Here is a 13,473-nt window from a genome sequence, read left to right as displayed (position 1 = left end):
CAGGTCTTTGTGAAAAAACCGTGTCGATGCCGCCTTAATGCGACGAAATGGCGGTGCCGTCTGTGATTTCGTAATCCTCTTCGTCCCTGAATTCGTCGAAATAGGGATCTGAAAAGGCATCACCGTCCAACGGATAGACCACTTCGGGACGGTAGATCGGTCCGTCCCGATGGAGAAAACTGCGATAGAGCGTGAAGGAGCCGATCGGGAACGGCCCGGTGCTGAAAGGGCTCGCCTCGCAGATGAAATCATTCACCGGACCGAGCGGCGCGTCCTTGAAGCGGGCCAGTGTCACATGTGGTTTGAACCTGCGGGTCTCGCGTTCAACGCCGACCGCATCGAGCCCGGTGTCGATCTTGCGTTGCAGATGAAGCAATTCGTCGCTGGCCAGGACCCGGGCCCAGAGCGCGCGGGCCCGGCCCTTTGTCTCGAAGCAGCCGAAACCGTCGAGCTCAAGGTCGAAACCCGGCTCGCGGACACGATCCAGTTGCGCGGCGATGTCGTCCATCGCCCGGTTATCGACCGCGCCGATAAATCTCAATGTCAGGTGAAAGTTTTCTTCCGCGACCCAACGGGCGCCGGGAAAACCGCGGCGCAGCCGGGAGAGTGCGGCGCGGACATGGTCGGGTAGCGCGAGCGCGACGAACAACCTGTTCATACATAATTGGCTATCACGCTCGCGCAGGCTGTCAAGGACAGGGATTTGAGTACAGCTGGTTAACCTTTTCGATCTCTTCCAGAAGGGCTTCCGGAAGCACCATTTCGGCAGTGTCTATATTGCTTTCGAGCTGCTTCATCGTTGTCGCGCCAATGATGTTCGAGGTGGTGAACTGGCGGGTGTTAACGAATGTGTTTGCGAGGTCCGCAGGCGCGAATCCGTACTCCTTGGCGAGCTTGGCATAGGCGATTGTGGCTTCCTCGGCATTCGGCTTCAGATAGCGCGAGAAATTACCCGGGAACAGCGTCATGCGGGCGCCTTCCGGCTGAGCGCCATCAAGATACTTGCCGCTGAGCACACCGCCGGCGATGGGCGAGTAGGCCAGCAACCCGCAATCCTCGCGGATCGCCACTTCGGCGAGGCCGACCTCGAAGCTGCGGTTCAGCAGATTGTAGGGATTCTGAACCGAAACGGGTCGCGGCAGGCCCATGGCATCGGACAGCGCGATGCATTTCATGGTGCCCCAGGGCGTCTCGTTGGAAAGACCGATATGCCGGATCTTGCCTTCCTTGATCAGGTCGGCGAGGACGCCGAGGGTCTCTTCCAGCGGCGTCCAGTCCTGTTCCTCGGCATGCACATAGTTGAGTTTGCCAAAAGTGTTCGTGGAGCGCTCCGGCCAGTGCAGTTGGTAGAGGTCGATATAGTCCGTCTGCATCCGTTTCAGGCTGGCATCGACAGCGGCTGTGATGTGTTCGCGGTTGAACTTCGGATTGCCGTCGCGGACATGGGCGAAACGCTCTCCCGGACCGACCACCTTGGTCGCCAGGATCACCTTGTCCCGCTTGCCGCTGGCCTTGACCCAGGTGCCGATGACTTCCTCTGTCCGACCATAGGTCTCGGCCCGGGGCGGCACGGAATACATTTCCGCCGTGTCGAAGAAATTGACGCCGCGTTCCAGCGCGTAGTCCATCTGCTCGTGGCCTTCGGCTTCGCTGTTCTGCTCACCATAGGTCATGGTTCCGAGGCAGATGACGCTGACGCGCAGGTTCGTTCGTCCGAGCGGGCGGTATTCCATTGGCAACTCACTTCCATTGATTGCAGACGGGCGGTTGATGACCGGGCCTGCCGGGCCCGAAGGCGGCGAGTTTAAGCGCGCGGCGCGTTCGGGATCAACGGGAAGGAACGGAAAGAAGGATCAAGGCCCTGAACGAGCCCTGATCCTGAGGTGGGAGCATCGGACGAGCAGGGTGTCTCGTCCGGGCGGTCTAGCTGTCTTGCAGCGGGCAGAAGAACGTGACTTCGTAGATCGTCTCGGCGGTGGCCGGGCAGGAGAAATTGCCGGTTCCATCGTCATAGGCATAGGCGTAGGTCTGCGGGCAGATTTTGTGGATCAATTTCACGTAGTCGGTCTTGACCACAGGACCATTCCGGCAGGCTTCAACGCCGACCGACCCGCCGCAGCAATAATAGTCGGCCTGGGGGGCGGAGGGCTCATAGGTGGTCGGGCCGTTTGAGAATGGCGGGTGCGGGATGTTTTGCCAGTCACCGATGGAGAGTTTGGAGCAGGGTGAATAGCAGCCTGTCTGAGTATCGGTTGTGCCGCCACTCGGTGTCGGGAAGTTGAGGGTCAGATCCTCGTTGGCGAGCGTCGGATAGGCGCCGTTGGTGCTGAGATCCTCACTGGTCGGGCATTGCGAGAGATTGAGTTTGCTGCAATCGATCTTGTTCTTCTTCGGACCGTTCGGGCAGCTTCCCTTTATCTCGACCTTGTAGGGCAGCGTATATCCATCGACCATGCTGGTGTCCCAGCCGTCGGTATCCGGAAGAGGAGCGCCATTACCGGACGGGTTGATCTGACAATTGCCTTTTGCCGCTTCCGCCGCGAAGCAGCCGAAGGTCCCTTCGAATTTCGAGTCGACCGGCGGCGCGCAGCCGATCCCGGCAGGGCATACGAGACCCGGACCGCCGCTTTCCCCGATCGAGCAGCCTGAGCTACCATCGGCGCATTGCACCTTCATGCTCGGCCAGAACCGTGTGCCGGCAAGCCCTTTGTCCGGAATATTGAATGTCACGGAATCCCCGGCCTGGCCGCTGGGTTGCAGGACAGCGGGGTTCGGTGCGGTCAGTTTTCCGCCGTTGTGACCGACGATGTGGTTGATTGAAATTACTTCGCTGCATCCGTTGATGATCTTGAGGCGGGGGTGGGTAGAGACGTCCTGGGCAAGTGCGGGCAAGGTCGTGAGCAACAGTATTGTTGCCGCACAAAGCCTGCCGGCGAGGCAAGCGAATGAACGTATTCTTTCTGAAATCCGGTCCAACATGCCAAATCTCCTTTTCCGGGACGGCAAAGCGGGGTGAGTATTTTAGTATTCAATTTATATGCACGTAAAACGTGTAAAACAAGATAAAAATATCATTACTACATGTTCGTGCCGCCGGAAGAGGCGGCCGCATGAAGTCACGATTGCGGAGAGGCTTGTAACCGTTGGGCTACTGGCCAGTTTGACCGGTGAGTTCCAGCACTTTCGGCAGGATGCGCTCGACGATAATCGCTACGCCCTCTTTGGTCGGGTGAATGCCGTCTTGTTGATTAAGCGCTGGGTCTCCCACGACCCCGTCGAGGAAGAACGGATAGAAAAGCACCCCATGCTTCTCGGCCAGATAGCGGAACACGGCCTCGAACTCTGTGCCGTATTCCTGACCGAGATTGGGCGGCGCCAGCATGCCCGCGAGCAGGACTGGGAGGCCTTTCTCGCCGAGGACGGTCAGGATGGCATCGAGATTGCGCTTGGTCTCCGTCGGCTCCAGTCCGCGCAGTCCGTCATTGGCACCGAGTTCCAGGATCACTGCGTGCGGATTGGAGGCAAGAGCCCAGTCCAGTCGGGCCCGCCCGCCCGCGCTGGTATCGCCGGAGACACCGGCATTCACCACTTCGGCGTCGATACCCGCTGCCTGTAGTGCGTCCTGCAGCTGATCGGGGAAGCCGTCGCCCGGGGGCAGGCCGTACCCCGCCATCAGGCTGTCACCGAGGCCGAGGAGACGGACTTCGGCCTTTGTGGCGGAGCTGAACGCGAGAAAAACCAACAAGAACACAGGGAAAACAGCCGCTGAACAGAAGCGAAAAGCACGGCTGACGGCGTTGCAATGCACAATGGTGACCCTATATGGCGAAGGTGCGCACAGTTCCGGGGTGTCTGGCATTGCCGGACTGCCCCAGAGTTTTACTTTGACCCGCCTCTTAATCTTGGAAGACTCACTCATGGCATTGATCCGGTTGTCCGACTTGCACCTTAACCTGAGGAGCGGGGCGGGCGAGGTCAATATCCTCCGCGGTATTGATCTCGACGTCACAGCCGGTGAGACGGTTAGCATCGTCGGGCCGTCCGGCGCCGGCAAGTCGACCCTGATGATGGTGATGGGCGGGCTGGAGCAAGCCAGCTCGGGCAGCGTCTCCGTCGCCGATCACAATCTCTCCGCCATGAGCGAGGATGCGCTTGCCGTGTTTCGCCGGGACACGGTGGGGATCGTCTTCCAGGCCTTCCGCCTGGTGCCGACCATGACCGCGCTGGAGAATGTGGCGATACCGCTCGAACTCGCGGGCTCCCGCGACGCATTTGCCGTCGCAGAAGAGAGCCTCGCCAAGGTAGGACTGGCGCATCGGGTGACGCACTACCCGGACCAACTTTCCGGCGGCGAGCAACAGCGCGTGGCTATCGCCCGTGCCTTTGTCACCCGGCCGAAACTGTTGCTGGCGGACGAACCGACGGGAAATCTCGACGGTGCTACCGGCGACACCATCATGGAACTGCTTTTCGAGTTGAGCGAGACGCACGGCACTACCCTGGTGCTGATCACCCACGACATGGCCTTGGCCGAGCATTGCAGCCGGGTGATCTCCATGGCCGATGGCAAGATCGTGGGGGATACCAGACGCGCGGCACCCGGTGAGGTCGCCCAACCGGATGACGGTGCGGCAGCCGAGCGGCAGCGCGCCTGATGCGAAATTTTTTTATTGCCCTGACGATTGCCCGCCGGGAGCTGCGTGGTGCGGTCTCTTCCTTCCGCGTGTTCCTGGCGTGTCTCGCCCTTGGCGTGGCGGCAATGGCCGGTGTCGGGTCCGTTTCCTCTGCCATGATGGCGGGGGTAGAGCGGGATGCTCGTGAGATCCTCGGCGGCGATATCGAGATCCGCTACACCCATCGCGAGGCGGGTCCGGAGCAGGTGGATTGGTTCCGCCGGTCCGGCACAGTCGCCGAAACGGTCGAGATGCGCGCCATGGCGCGGAAAACGGACGCGGACCGGCGCACCCTGGTGGAACTGAAAGCGGTGAGCGACGCCTATCCGCTGTTCGGCTCCCTCGATCTGCAGAAGGGTGGCGCAATCCAGACGGAACTGGCGCTGCGCGATGGAACTTACGGCGCGGTCGTGGATGCCGCCCTTGCAACCCGGCTTGAGCTTGTCCCGGGCGATCGCCTGAAGATCGGCGAGGCCGTCTTCGAGGTCCGCGACGTAATCGCCAAGGAGCCGGATCGAGCCGTCAGCTTTGCCTCTTTCGGGCCACGCGTGATGATCCCGGCGGCGGCCCTGCCGGAGACCGGCCTGGTCCAGCGCGGCAGCCTGATCCGCTTCCACTATCTGATTGGCTTGAATCAGGGTGTCACGGGCGCTGACTGGATTGAGCAGACGAACGAGAAGTTCCCGGATGCGGGCTGGCGCCTGCGCGGCGTGGACCGCGCTGCCCCGGGTTTTGATCGGTTCATCAACCGGGTGACGCAATTCCTGACTCTGGTCGGGCTGACGGCGCTGCTGGTCGGCGGTGTGGGCATAGCCAATGCGGTGCGGGCATTCCTCGACCGGCGGATGGCGACCATCGCTACCCTGAAATGCCTTGGTGCCACGACCGGAACCGTTTTCACTGCCTACTTCATCCAGATACTGGCTGTCGCCACTGTGGGCATCGGCGCTGGGCTTGCCATCGGCGCGCTGTCACCGCTGGTGGCGGGCAAGCTCATTTCCGGCATGCTGCCTTTCGAGGTGCCGGGCGGACTTTACTGGAAGCCGCTGCTGACTGCCGGTGCTTTCGGCTACCTGACCACCGTCGCCTTCTCGCTCTGGCCGCTCGGCCGGGCGGGGGCTGTGCGTGCGGCGCAACTTTTCCGCGCCCTGATCGTCCCGCCGTCCGGACGGCCTGCCGGTAAATACATTGTCGCCAGTGCGATCAGTGCCCTGATCCTGGCCGGTCTGGCCGTGGTCGCGACGGACGATCCGAAACTCGCGGGCGGGTTTATCGCCGGGGCGGTGGGTGTCCTGCTGCTGTTCGGCGGCGGGGCGCAGCTTATCGTCCGGGGCGCCCGCATGATGCCGGCGCCAAAACGTCCGGACCTGCGGCTCGCCATTGCCAATCTGCACCGGCCCGGTGCGCCGACTGCCAGCGTGATCCTATCTCTCGGGCTTGGCCTCACGGTGCTGGTTGCGATTGCCCTGATCGAGGCCAACCTGTCGCGCCAGCTGAAGGAGCAGATTCCGGAAATCGCGCCGTCCTATTTCTTCATCGACATCCAGCCGCATCAGGTTGACGGTTTTATCGAGACGGTGGAGAGCGTGCCCGGCATCACCAAGATGGAGCGCACGCCGCTGGTGCGCGGCCGGATCGTCAAGATCGCCGGAACCCCGGTGGCGGAACGCAAGGTCGATCCGGACGTGCAATGGACGATCAATGGCGATCGCGGCCTGACTTATGCCGCCACGCCGCCAGCTGGCACCGATCTGGTTGAAGGTGACTGGTGGGCGGAGGATTACAGTGGACCGCCGTTGCTTTCTTTCGATGCGGAAATCGCGCGCGGCTACGGCATTGGCGTCGGCGATACCATCACCCTGAACGTACTCGGCCGTGAGATCACCGCGACGGTGCATAACCTGCGCAATATCGAGTGGCAGTCGCTGGGCATGAATTTCGTCTTCGTCTTTGCCCCAGGCACGTTGGAGGCGGCGCCGCACAGCATTATTTCCACGGTCTATGCGGAAACGCCGGAGGCCGAAGAAGCGGTGCAGCGAGCGGTCACGGACCGGTTCGCCAATGTCTCCGCCATCCGGGTCAAGGATGCGCTCGACAATGCGGGGCGGATCATGGACGCGGTCGGTATTGCCATTCGGATTACAGCGTCGGTTACGTTGCTGGCTGGCGTGCTGGTGCTGGCGGGGGCGGTGATCTCCGGCCATCAGAGGCGGATCTACGATGCGGTCGTGCTGAAGGTGCTGGGGGCGACCCGACGCAAGGTGCTGACCGCCTATGTCATGGAATACGGCCTGCTCGGCCTCGTCACCTCTCTGGTGGCGGCCCTGATCGGCACGGTCATCGGCTATGTGGTTATCACCCAGCTGATGCGGGGCGATTTCGCCTTCGACACGCCGTCGGTGGTGCTGACGGCTGCCTTCTCGACGCTGATCACCATCACGCTCGGCCTGATTGGCACCTGGAGCGCCCTGTCCCAGAAAGCCGGACCGCTGCTGCGCAACGAATGAAGAGGGTGTCTGTAAAGTGAACGTGCAACGGATCTCGGCCTTCTCCGAAGGAAACAAAGGCGGCAATCCCGCTGGTGTCGTCATCGCCGATGTATTACCGCCTGCGGAAGAGATGCAGCGCGTTGCTGCCGAGGTGGAGTTTTCTGAAACAGCTTTCGCCGTGCCGGAAGGCGAGAGCTGGCGGGTGCGGTATTTCTCCCCGGAGTCCGAGGTTCCGTTTTGCGGGCACGCAACGATCGCCCTTGGAGCCGCGCTTGCTTTGAAGCAGGGTGATGGCGTTTTCGGGCTGACACTGAACAATGCGAACATCACCGTCGAGGGCGCCAACCAAGACGGTGCCTTATCGGCGGCACTGCAATCCCCGCCGACCCGCAGTGACACGCCTTCGGCCGAGCTCACATCCGAGGTGATGGCGCTGTTCGGCTATTCCGCGGAGGACCTGGACTCGGATATCCCGCCAGCCCGTATCCATGGTGGAGCGGATCATTTCGTGCTGGCGCTGAATTCCCGTCAGGCACTGGCCGACATGAAATACGATCTGGGGGCGGGTCAGGAACTGATGCGGCGGCACGGTTTGGTGACGATCCTGCTGGTCTACCCGGAAGGCCCGCAGATGTTTCACACGCGGAACCCCTTTGCATCGGGTGGCGTCTATGAAGACCCGGCCACCGGTGCCGCGACAGCAGCTTTCGCTGGATACCTCCGGGATATCGGCTGGCCGCATGCGGGGAAGATTGAGGTCATCCAGGGCGAAGACATGGGCATGCTCTCACGCCTGCATGCCGCGTTTTCATCCGAGCCCGGGAGTTCGATCCGGGTATCCGGGCAGGCCCGGATCATGGCCGCGGAGTAGGTATCTGTGACCGGACAATTAGTGAATAGCTAATCCGGACGCACGCGAGCCAAGTATTCCAGTATCCGAGACGGTGGCGCAATAATGCCACCGCCAAGATCTGGACAACGAAGAGAAACAGAGTGGCGAAGAGGGCTATGGGCGCTCGACTCTCACGACGCGCACCTCGCTACTGTATCCCTTATTATCAGTTCTGATAGCTTTCACCGCGTACCCTATTGAGGGAGCCCACCAGTGGGTGCGTGTGCCTTGCCATGTGCGGAAGACGGCTGCCATGTCTTCGCGTACAACATATGTGTCCACTGGTCCGAAACCGGTGTCAATGGTTTCGGTGCCCAGCACCGTGACCGTATGTTGCCAAGCGAGATCTTGGCTCTTGCGTTTGCGTAGATACGTGACCCTTTTGCCCGTTTCAAGAGGCCAGAGTGCCAGGTATTTATCCTTCTCGAACGTGTTAAGGGCGTTTTCGCAGTAAGTACAAAAGCGTATTTGCCTCAGTTCGTTCCCGTATTCATTGCGGTATCTCGCTTCTATGCCGTTTGCGGTCTCGAACACCGTCGGGGAGTTCTCCCAGCTGGTGCGCGTGCCATGCTTAAGTCTCCACCCGGTCCAATATAGCTTTGTGCCGGCTGGTGCGTATTGGAGGGGTGCCGGTGGGAGTTTTGGTCCTGCGGCAAGTGTTATGGCTGTTGGTGCATGTATGGTCTGGGGAGTTTGGCACGCAGCGAGAGCAAGAGTGGCGACGATAACCGCTAATGTGCGGTGGAGAGGCAGCATGAAATCTTCCGCTTCTACAGGTGAGGAATTCAATGCGAGGGGAATGGCAAGAAGGTTAGCAGGCGTAGCCTGACGGCTCCATCGCTGATGTGTGAGCAAAGATCGAAAGAACCATCCATCGATGCAGCGAGCGGTGTTTGGTAGAGATTTTTATGAGAATTTATTCGAGTAGAGTAAAGGGGGCGTAATTTTACGCCCCCTTGGCACATCAAATGCGAGGACAACATCTAGCCATCGTTCTCATTTGCGTTCGGCTTCAGCCGACGGACAGTTTCACGTCGATATTGTTCCGCGTAGCGTTCGAGTACGGGCAGACCTGATGGGCTTTCTCGATCAGGTTCTGCACCGCGTCCTTGTTGGCGCCGGGGACAGAAACCGAGAGCGATACCTCAAGCCCGAACCCGCCTTCCGAGCGCGGGCCGATGCCGACTTCGGAGGAGACGGTGGTGTCCGGCGTGATCTTCACCGACGAGTCCCCCTGGGAGGCGACGAACTTCATGGCGCCGAGGAAGCAGGCGGCATAGCCCGCCGCGAAAAGCTGTTCCGGATTGTTACCCGTGCCGCCCGCGCCGCCGAGTTCCTTCGGGGTCGAGAGCGTGACATCGAGTGCGCCGTCGCTGGTTTTTGCCTGACCGTCCCGGCCGCCGGTTGCGGTGGCGCCGATGGTATAGAGGACATTCACTGACATGATGTGGCTCCTTGGTTTGAGTGGGTATTTATATCGTGCACGATATAAATAATGCCTATGCCGATAGCGTCAAGGGCTTGCGATTAAATCGTGTGCGATTAAATTTCTTCTGAACCTCTCTGGAGAGATCCATGACGGACTCGGATTCGGAAAAGCATCGTCCGCCCCATCTGGACGACTTTCTGTGCTTCGCACTCTACAAGGCCCATCACGCCATGAACCGGTTCTACAAGCCGCTTCTGGGGAAGCTCGGACTGACCTATCCGCAATATCTGGTGCTGGTTGCCCTGTGGGAGCAGGATGATCAGAGCGTCGGTCAGCTTGGCGAGCTGCTGCATCTTGAATCGAACACCCTGACGCCCTTGCTGAAACGTTTGGAAAGCGCGGGGCTGGTACGCCGCCGCCGCGCCGCCAATGACGAACGTCAGGTGCTGGTCTCCCTCATGCCGGAGGGGCGGGCGCTGAAGCAGAGGTCTGAAGAGGTCGCAGCCTGTCTGTTTGAGACTATCGGCATGACCCGGGAAGAGATCGGAGCACTCATCGAGGATGTAAACGGTGTCACCGGTGCCGTGGTCGCAGGCCGGGGCAGGTAGCGTGCCTTTGCCTTTTTATCGGCTAAATCATGGCTATGATGGGTTGTCCTGACAAAGGAGCCATAGATGAAGACTCTACCGTCGCTAGCAGTAATTCTTGGCCTGTCCATGGCCGTCGCCACCGGACCTGCAAGGGCCGCCGAAGAGCCGCCTGCAGACACGATCGAGCGCGGAGCGCAGATGGTGCTCGACGGCCTGCGCGCCTTCTTTTCCTCGATCCCGCAATATGAAGCGCCGGAGGTCTTGCCGAACGGCGATATCATCATTCGACGGGTCAATCCAAAAGCCGGAGAGACGGACAAGTCAGGCGACAATGACGGCGACGGCAAGGGGCTGAAGCTCTGAGCCAATTTCCCGCGTAAGCATCCGCTTACAAAGTCGGCCATAAGCGAAAAGCGCATTCCGCGACGCTTTGTCATGCGCCATCTGCAGATCACCGGCGGCAATCATGTTGTCGGACAATCTGAAGATTGGAGACAGTCATGAAGAAGCTGATGCTCGGTGCCTGCGCTGCGGCGCTCATCGCCATTCCCTTGGTCGGTTACAGCGTTGCCGGAACGGACAACAAGTCCGGTGAGCGGCTGTCGGATGCACAGGTCCGGACCCTGCTCGAAAAGCAGGGATACGAAATCATCCGACTGAAACACGACAGCGATGAGATTGAAGTCTATGTGAAACGCAATGGCGAGACCTGGGAGCTGGAACTCGACCCGGTGACCGGCAACATCCGCGAACAGGAGCGCAAGCACTGATGGACGGGCGTCGGCCGGTGTCTCTTCGACACTGGGACCCGGTCGTCCGCATCACGCACTGGACCGTCGCGGTTTGTGTTTTGCTGAATTTCACTGTCGTTTCGGAACATTCGGAACTGCATGAATGGCTCGGATATGTGGCGCTCGCGATGGTCGTGTTGCGGATGATCTGGGGTGTCGTCGGGACCCGGCGCGCCCGGTTCTCTTCCTTCCCTCCGAGCCTGACGGCTGCGCGGGATCATGCCCGGAAAATGTTGAGCCCCGGCAGGCACGGGAACGCGGAAGCTGGCCGGTCCCACAATCCGCTGGGCGCGCTGATGGTCTATGGGCTGTGGGGCATGTTGTTCGCGGTTGCCGGAACGGGCATCCTGCTGGAAAATTTCGGTGAGGCCAGCCAGATTGGCGAGGTTGCTGAAGAGGTGCATGAGGTTACGGCAAATCTCCTGGTTCTCATGGCGGCTCTGCATGTCGGCGGTGTATTGCTGGAGTCGAAACTTTCCGGGATCAATCTGATCCGGCAAATGACATGGAGCCGGCGCGGCAAGTCCGGGCCTGTGTGAGGGGGCATTCTTGGGCGACACTGATTCAAAAGCCAGATTACGGCGGCGGGTCTATGGGCTCGCCGCCGTTCTTGTTCTGCAGTCCGTTTGCGCGGTGTTCTTTGTCGGCGACGCGATCAGGGATCTGCACTTCTCCGGCTTGTCCGGGCACGATGTGCTGGAGGCGGCTGTTGCTGTCGCACTTGTGTCAGGCATCGTCTTCGGTGCAATTGAAATGCGCCGTACGATCGAGCAGGCGGGCAGGGCGGAAGAAGCGGTGACGATTGCGTCCGGCGCGCTTGGTACGATGATCGGAGAGCATTTCAAGCACTGGCAATTGACTGGTGCCGAAGCAAACGTTGCGATGCTTGCCATCAAGGGGTTCGAGATTGCGGAAATCGCGGAGATCCGAAAGACGGCGGCAAGCACCGTAAGGGCCCAGCTTACCCGTATCTATGCCAAGGCCGGGGTGACCAGCCGCTCCCAACTGGTCAGCCTGTTCATTGACGATCTGCTCGGCGGCCCATTGCCAGGGATGGAGGCGCCGGAAGAAACCTCTTCGGCCGAGCGTTAACCGAGATCTGCGATTGTGGCGCCGGTGGCGTCACGCAGCGCGGTGCCGGTGATCTCGAATACCGCGTTCGGCGCTCCGGCCGCCGACCAGACTGTTCCGAAGCCGAGCAAAGTCTCGTCCATCCAGGTCGTGACCGGGGTCAGATGTCCGAGCGGGGAGACACCGCCGATGGCGAACCCGGTGATCTCGCGGACTTCCTTCGGATCGGCCCGTTCCAGCGGCTCGCCGACCAGCGCCGCCGCCTTTTCCAGATCCACCTGATTGGCGCCGGAGACCAGCAGCAGCTTCAGCGCGCCCGTCTCGCCACCCTTGAAGATCAGTGACTTCACGATCTGCGCAACATCGCAGCCGCAGGCGGCGGCGGCTTCGGCGGCGGTCCGTGTAGAGTCCGGCATACGCAGGATCTCGATGGTCAGCCCGGCCGCCTCGGCGGCTGCTTTCACACGATTGACGCTCTTGCTCATGGGGGTCCGTCTTTCAGGAGGGGGGCAAGAGAGGAGTGGAGCGCAGGCGCGGAGGAGTCGTCAATCGCCACCCGATGGCAGCGGCGCGTGTCTCTCTATTGGCCGTGCGGAATTGGGCGGGCTCTTCAACCGAGGTTGGAAATAAAGAACGAGCCCCGCAACAGTGATTGCGGGGCTCGTCCACATTAATCTGCAATCAGATGATCAAGAAGTCTGCCGCACTGAGATCGCTTGGCGCGACGCCGATAAGGGTGACAGTGTTGTCCCCACCGAGCGCGATCACCGCATCGCCATTTTCGTTCTCGGTAACCCGAGACAGCAATTCCTGAGCGCTTTCGGGACCATCGTTGGCATCACCCTCGACATCAATCGGGTCCCACGCGATGACATCACCGTTGTCCGGGGCGAAATCATAGACCGTGTCCTGACCGGACTGGCCTGCGAACACGAACGTGTCGGCACCGGCTCCGCCGGTCAGCTGATCGTCATGGCGGCCGCCGTTCACGACGTCGTTGCCGTCACCGCCGTCGATCGTGTCGTTGTCCCGCCCGCCATGCAGCCAATCATTGCCAGCGCCACCATCCAGCGTGTCATCGCCGAAGTTGCCATAGGCAAAATCGTCGCCGTTCCCGCTGAGGACGGTATCGTTGTCTTGTCCCCCGTAGAGAATGTCGTACCCATCATCTCCGTCGAGGTGATCGGAGCCAGTGTTGCCGTAGATGATGTCATCGTCGGCTTCGCCGTAGAGATCATCATCGCCGTTTCGGCCATACAACAAGTCCGAGCCGATGCCGCCATACAGATCGTCATGACCTTCGTGCCCTTCCAGATGGTCATCATCCAGATCATCATCATCGTCATCGTCATCGTCATCGCTATCATAAAGATGGTCGTAATGATCATCTTCATCATCGTCGTCGTCGTCGTCGTCATGGGCGAGTTCTGCGAACAACTTTTCGTTCCAGTCGTCATCGAGTTCGTCGAAGCTAGCCATTAGTTTCTCCTCGGCTCCATTCGCGACGAGAGTCGCCGTATAGCGTGTAACACTCTCAC

At 60.5% G+C, this 13,473-nt stretch carries 15 protein-coding genes; 8 read left to right on the top strand and 7 right to left on the bottom strand.

What is annotated here, in order from left to right:
- Positions 1–34: 34 nt before the first annotated feature.
- The 4 genes from thpR to VOI22_RS10180 form a co-directional block, all read right to left on the bottom strand.
- On the bottom strand, positions 35–658 hold the full coding sequence (gene thpR / locus VOI22_RS10195; RefSeq protein WP_323796415.1) for an RNA 2',3'-cyclic phosphodiesterase: 624 nt from the start codon (positions 656–658) through the stop codon (positions 35–37).
- 31 nt (positions 659–689) lie between these two features.
- Positions 690–1,733, bottom strand: a complete 1,044-nt coding sequence (locus VOI22_RS10190) for an NADP(H)-dependent aldo-keto reductase (RefSeq protein ID WP_323796414.1) — start codon at positions 1,731–1,733, stop codon at positions 690–692.
- 190 nt (positions 1,734–1,923) lie between these two features.
- Positions 1,924–2,904 carry a thaumatin family protein gene (locus VOI22_RS10185; protein ID WP_323796413.1) on the bottom strand — a complete coding sequence of 327 codons (981 nt, stop codon included), beginning with the start codon at positions 2,902–2,904 and terminating at the stop codon, positions 1,924–1,926.
- A 244-nt stretch (positions 2,905–3,148) separates the two neighbouring features.
- The gene (locus VOI22_RS10180) at positions 3,149–3,751 is read right to left on the bottom strand and encodes an arylesterase (RefSeq protein WP_323796412.1); all 603 of its coding nucleotides are present in this window, start codon (positions 3,749–3,751) and stop codon (positions 3,149–3,151) included.
- A 166-nt stretch (positions 3,752–3,917) separates the two neighbouring features.
- On the opposite strand from VOI22_RS10180, the gene VOI22_RS10175 reads away from it, so the two are divergent.
- From VOI22_RS10175 to VOI22_RS10165, 3 genes are read left to right on the top strand one after another with little or no spacing between them, the layout of a single operon-like run.
- Positions 3,918–4,655 (top strand): ABC transporter ATP-binding protein, encoded by a 738-nt coding sequence (locus VOI22_RS10175; protein WP_323796411.1) that lies wholly within the window; start codon positions 3,918–3,920, stop codon positions 4,653–4,655.
- Entirely contained in the window at positions 4,655–7,180 is a 2,526-nt protein-coding gene (locus VOI22_RS10170; protein WP_323796410.1) for an ABC transporter permease, read from the top strand. Before VOI22_RS10175 ends, VOI22_RS10170 begins: the two co-directional genes overlap by 1 nt.
- 16 nt (positions 7,181–7,196) lie before the next feature.
- Positions 7,197–8,033 carry a PhzF family phenazine biosynthesis protein gene (locus tag VOI22_RS10165; RefSeq protein ID WP_323796409.1) on the top strand — a complete coding sequence of 279 codons (837 nt, stop codon included), beginning with the start codon at positions 7,197–7,199 and terminating at the stop codon, positions 8,031–8,033.
- 1,033 nt (positions 8,034–9,066) lie between these two features.
- Here the strand turns inward: VOI22_RS10165 and VOI22_RS10160 are convergent.
- The gene (locus VOI22_RS10160; protein WP_323796408.1) at positions 9,067–9,498 is read right to left on the bottom strand and encodes an organic hydroperoxide resistance protein; all 432 of its coding nucleotides are present in this window, start codon (positions 9,496–9,498) and stop codon (positions 9,067–9,069) included.
- 131 nt (positions 9,499–9,629) lie between these two features.
- Between VOI22_RS10160 and VOI22_RS10155 the strand changes: the two genes are divergently transcribed.
- From VOI22_RS10155 to VOI22_RS10135, 5 genes are all read left to right on the top strand, one after another.
- Entirely contained in the window at positions 9,630–10,091 is a 462-nt protein-coding gene (locus VOI22_RS10155; protein ID WP_323796407.1) for a MarR family transcriptional regulator, read from the top strand.
- Positions 10,092–10,157: 66 nt separating this feature from the next.
- Entirely contained in the window at positions 10,158–10,436 is a 279-nt protein-coding gene (locus tag VOI22_RS10150; RefSeq protein WP_323796406.1) for a hypothetical protein, read from the top strand.
- 137 nt (positions 10,437–10,573) lie between these two features.
- Entirely contained in the window at positions 10,574–10,843 is a 270-nt protein-coding gene (locus tag VOI22_RS10145) for a PepSY domain-containing protein (RefSeq protein ID WP_323796405.1), read from the top strand.
- Positions 10,843–11,403 (top strand): cytochrome b/b6 domain-containing protein, encoded by a 561-nt coding sequence (locus VOI22_RS10140; RefSeq protein ID WP_323796404.1) that lies wholly within the window; start codon positions 10,843–10,845, stop codon positions 11,401–11,403. The genes VOI22_RS10145 and VOI22_RS10140 overlap by 1 nt, the downstream gene beginning before the upstream one ends.
- Positions 11,404–11,413: 10 nt before the next feature.
- Positions 11,414–11,956, top strand: a complete 543-nt coding sequence (locus tag VOI22_RS10135; RefSeq protein WP_323796403.1) for a helix-turn-helix transcriptional regulator — start codon at positions 11,414–11,416, stop codon at positions 11,954–11,956.
- Here the strand turns inward: VOI22_RS10135 and VOI22_RS10130 are convergent.
- Together VOI22_RS10130 and VOI22_RS10125 are read right to left on the bottom strand one after the other, a co-directional pair.
- Positions 11,953–12,420, bottom strand: a complete 468-nt coding sequence (locus VOI22_RS10130) for a YbaK/EbsC family protein (protein WP_323796402.1) — start codon at positions 12,418–12,420, stop codon at positions 11,953–11,955. The genes VOI22_RS10135 and VOI22_RS10130 overlap by 4 nt on opposite strands.
- A gap of 196 nt (positions 12,421–12,616) precedes the next feature.
- The gene (locus tag VOI22_RS10125; protein ID WP_323796401.1) at positions 12,617–13,414 is read right to left on the bottom strand and encodes a calcium-binding protein; all 798 of its coding nucleotides are present in this window, start codon (positions 13,412–13,414) and stop codon (positions 12,617–12,619) included.
- Positions 13,415–13,473 lie beyond the last annotated feature (59 nt).

The sequence above is a fragment of the Nisaea sp. genome, assembly GCF_034670185.1.
Taxonomy (GTDB): Bacteria; Pseudomonadota; Alphaproteobacteria; order Thalassobaculales; family Thalassobaculaceae; genus Nisaea.
Note: the sequence above shows the minus strand (reverse complement) of the source record. Positions and strands in the feature narration are given on the sequence as shown.

What these genes read in the sequence shown, in the direction of transcription:
- thpR (WP_323796415.1), bottom strand. Translation starts at nt 658, where the DNA reads ATGAACAGGTTGTTCGTCGCGCTCGCGCTACCCGACCATGTCCGCGCC.
- VOI22_RS10190 (WP_323796414.1), bottom strand. Translation starts at nt 1,733, where the DNA reads ATGGAATACCGCCCGCTCGGACGAACGAACCTGCGCGTCAGCGTCATC.
- VOI22_RS10175 (WP_323796411.1), top strand. Translation starts at nt 3,918, where the DNA reads ATGGCATTGATCCGGTTGTCCGACTTGCACCTTAACCTGAGGAGCGGG.
- VOI22_RS10170 (WP_323796410.1), top strand. Translation starts at nt 4,655, where the DNA reads ATGCGAAATTTTTTTATTGCCCTGACGATTGCCCGCCGGGAGCTGCGT.
- VOI22_RS10160 (WP_323796408.1), bottom strand. Translation starts at nt 9,498, where the DNA reads ATGTCAGTGAATGTCCTCTATACCATCGGCGCCACCGCAACCGGCGGC.
- VOI22_RS10155 (WP_323796407.1), top strand. Translation starts at nt 9,630, where the DNA reads ATGACGGACTCGGATTCGGAAAAGCATCGTCCGCCCCATCTGGACGAC.
- VOI22_RS10150 (WP_323796406.1), top strand. Translation starts at nt 10,158, where the DNA reads ATGAAGACTCTACCGTCGCTAGCAGTAATTCTTGGCCTGTCCATGGCC.
- VOI22_RS10145 (WP_323796405.1), top strand. Translation starts at nt 10,574, where the DNA reads ATGAAGAAGCTGATGCTCGGTGCCTGCGCTGCGGCGCTCATCGCCATT.
- VOI22_RS10140 (WP_323796404.1), top strand. Translation starts at nt 10,843, where the DNA reads ATGGACGGGCGTCGGCCGGTGTCTCTTCGACACTGGGACCCGGTCGTC.
- VOI22_RS10130 (WP_323796402.1), bottom strand. Translation starts at nt 12,420, where the DNA reads ATGAGCAAGAGCGTCAATCGTGTGAAAGCAGCCGCCGAGGCGGCCGGG.
- VOI22_RS10125 (WP_323796401.1), bottom strand. Translation starts at nt 13,414, where the DNA reads ATGGCTAGCTTCGACGAACTCGATGACGACTGGAACGAAAAGTTGTTC.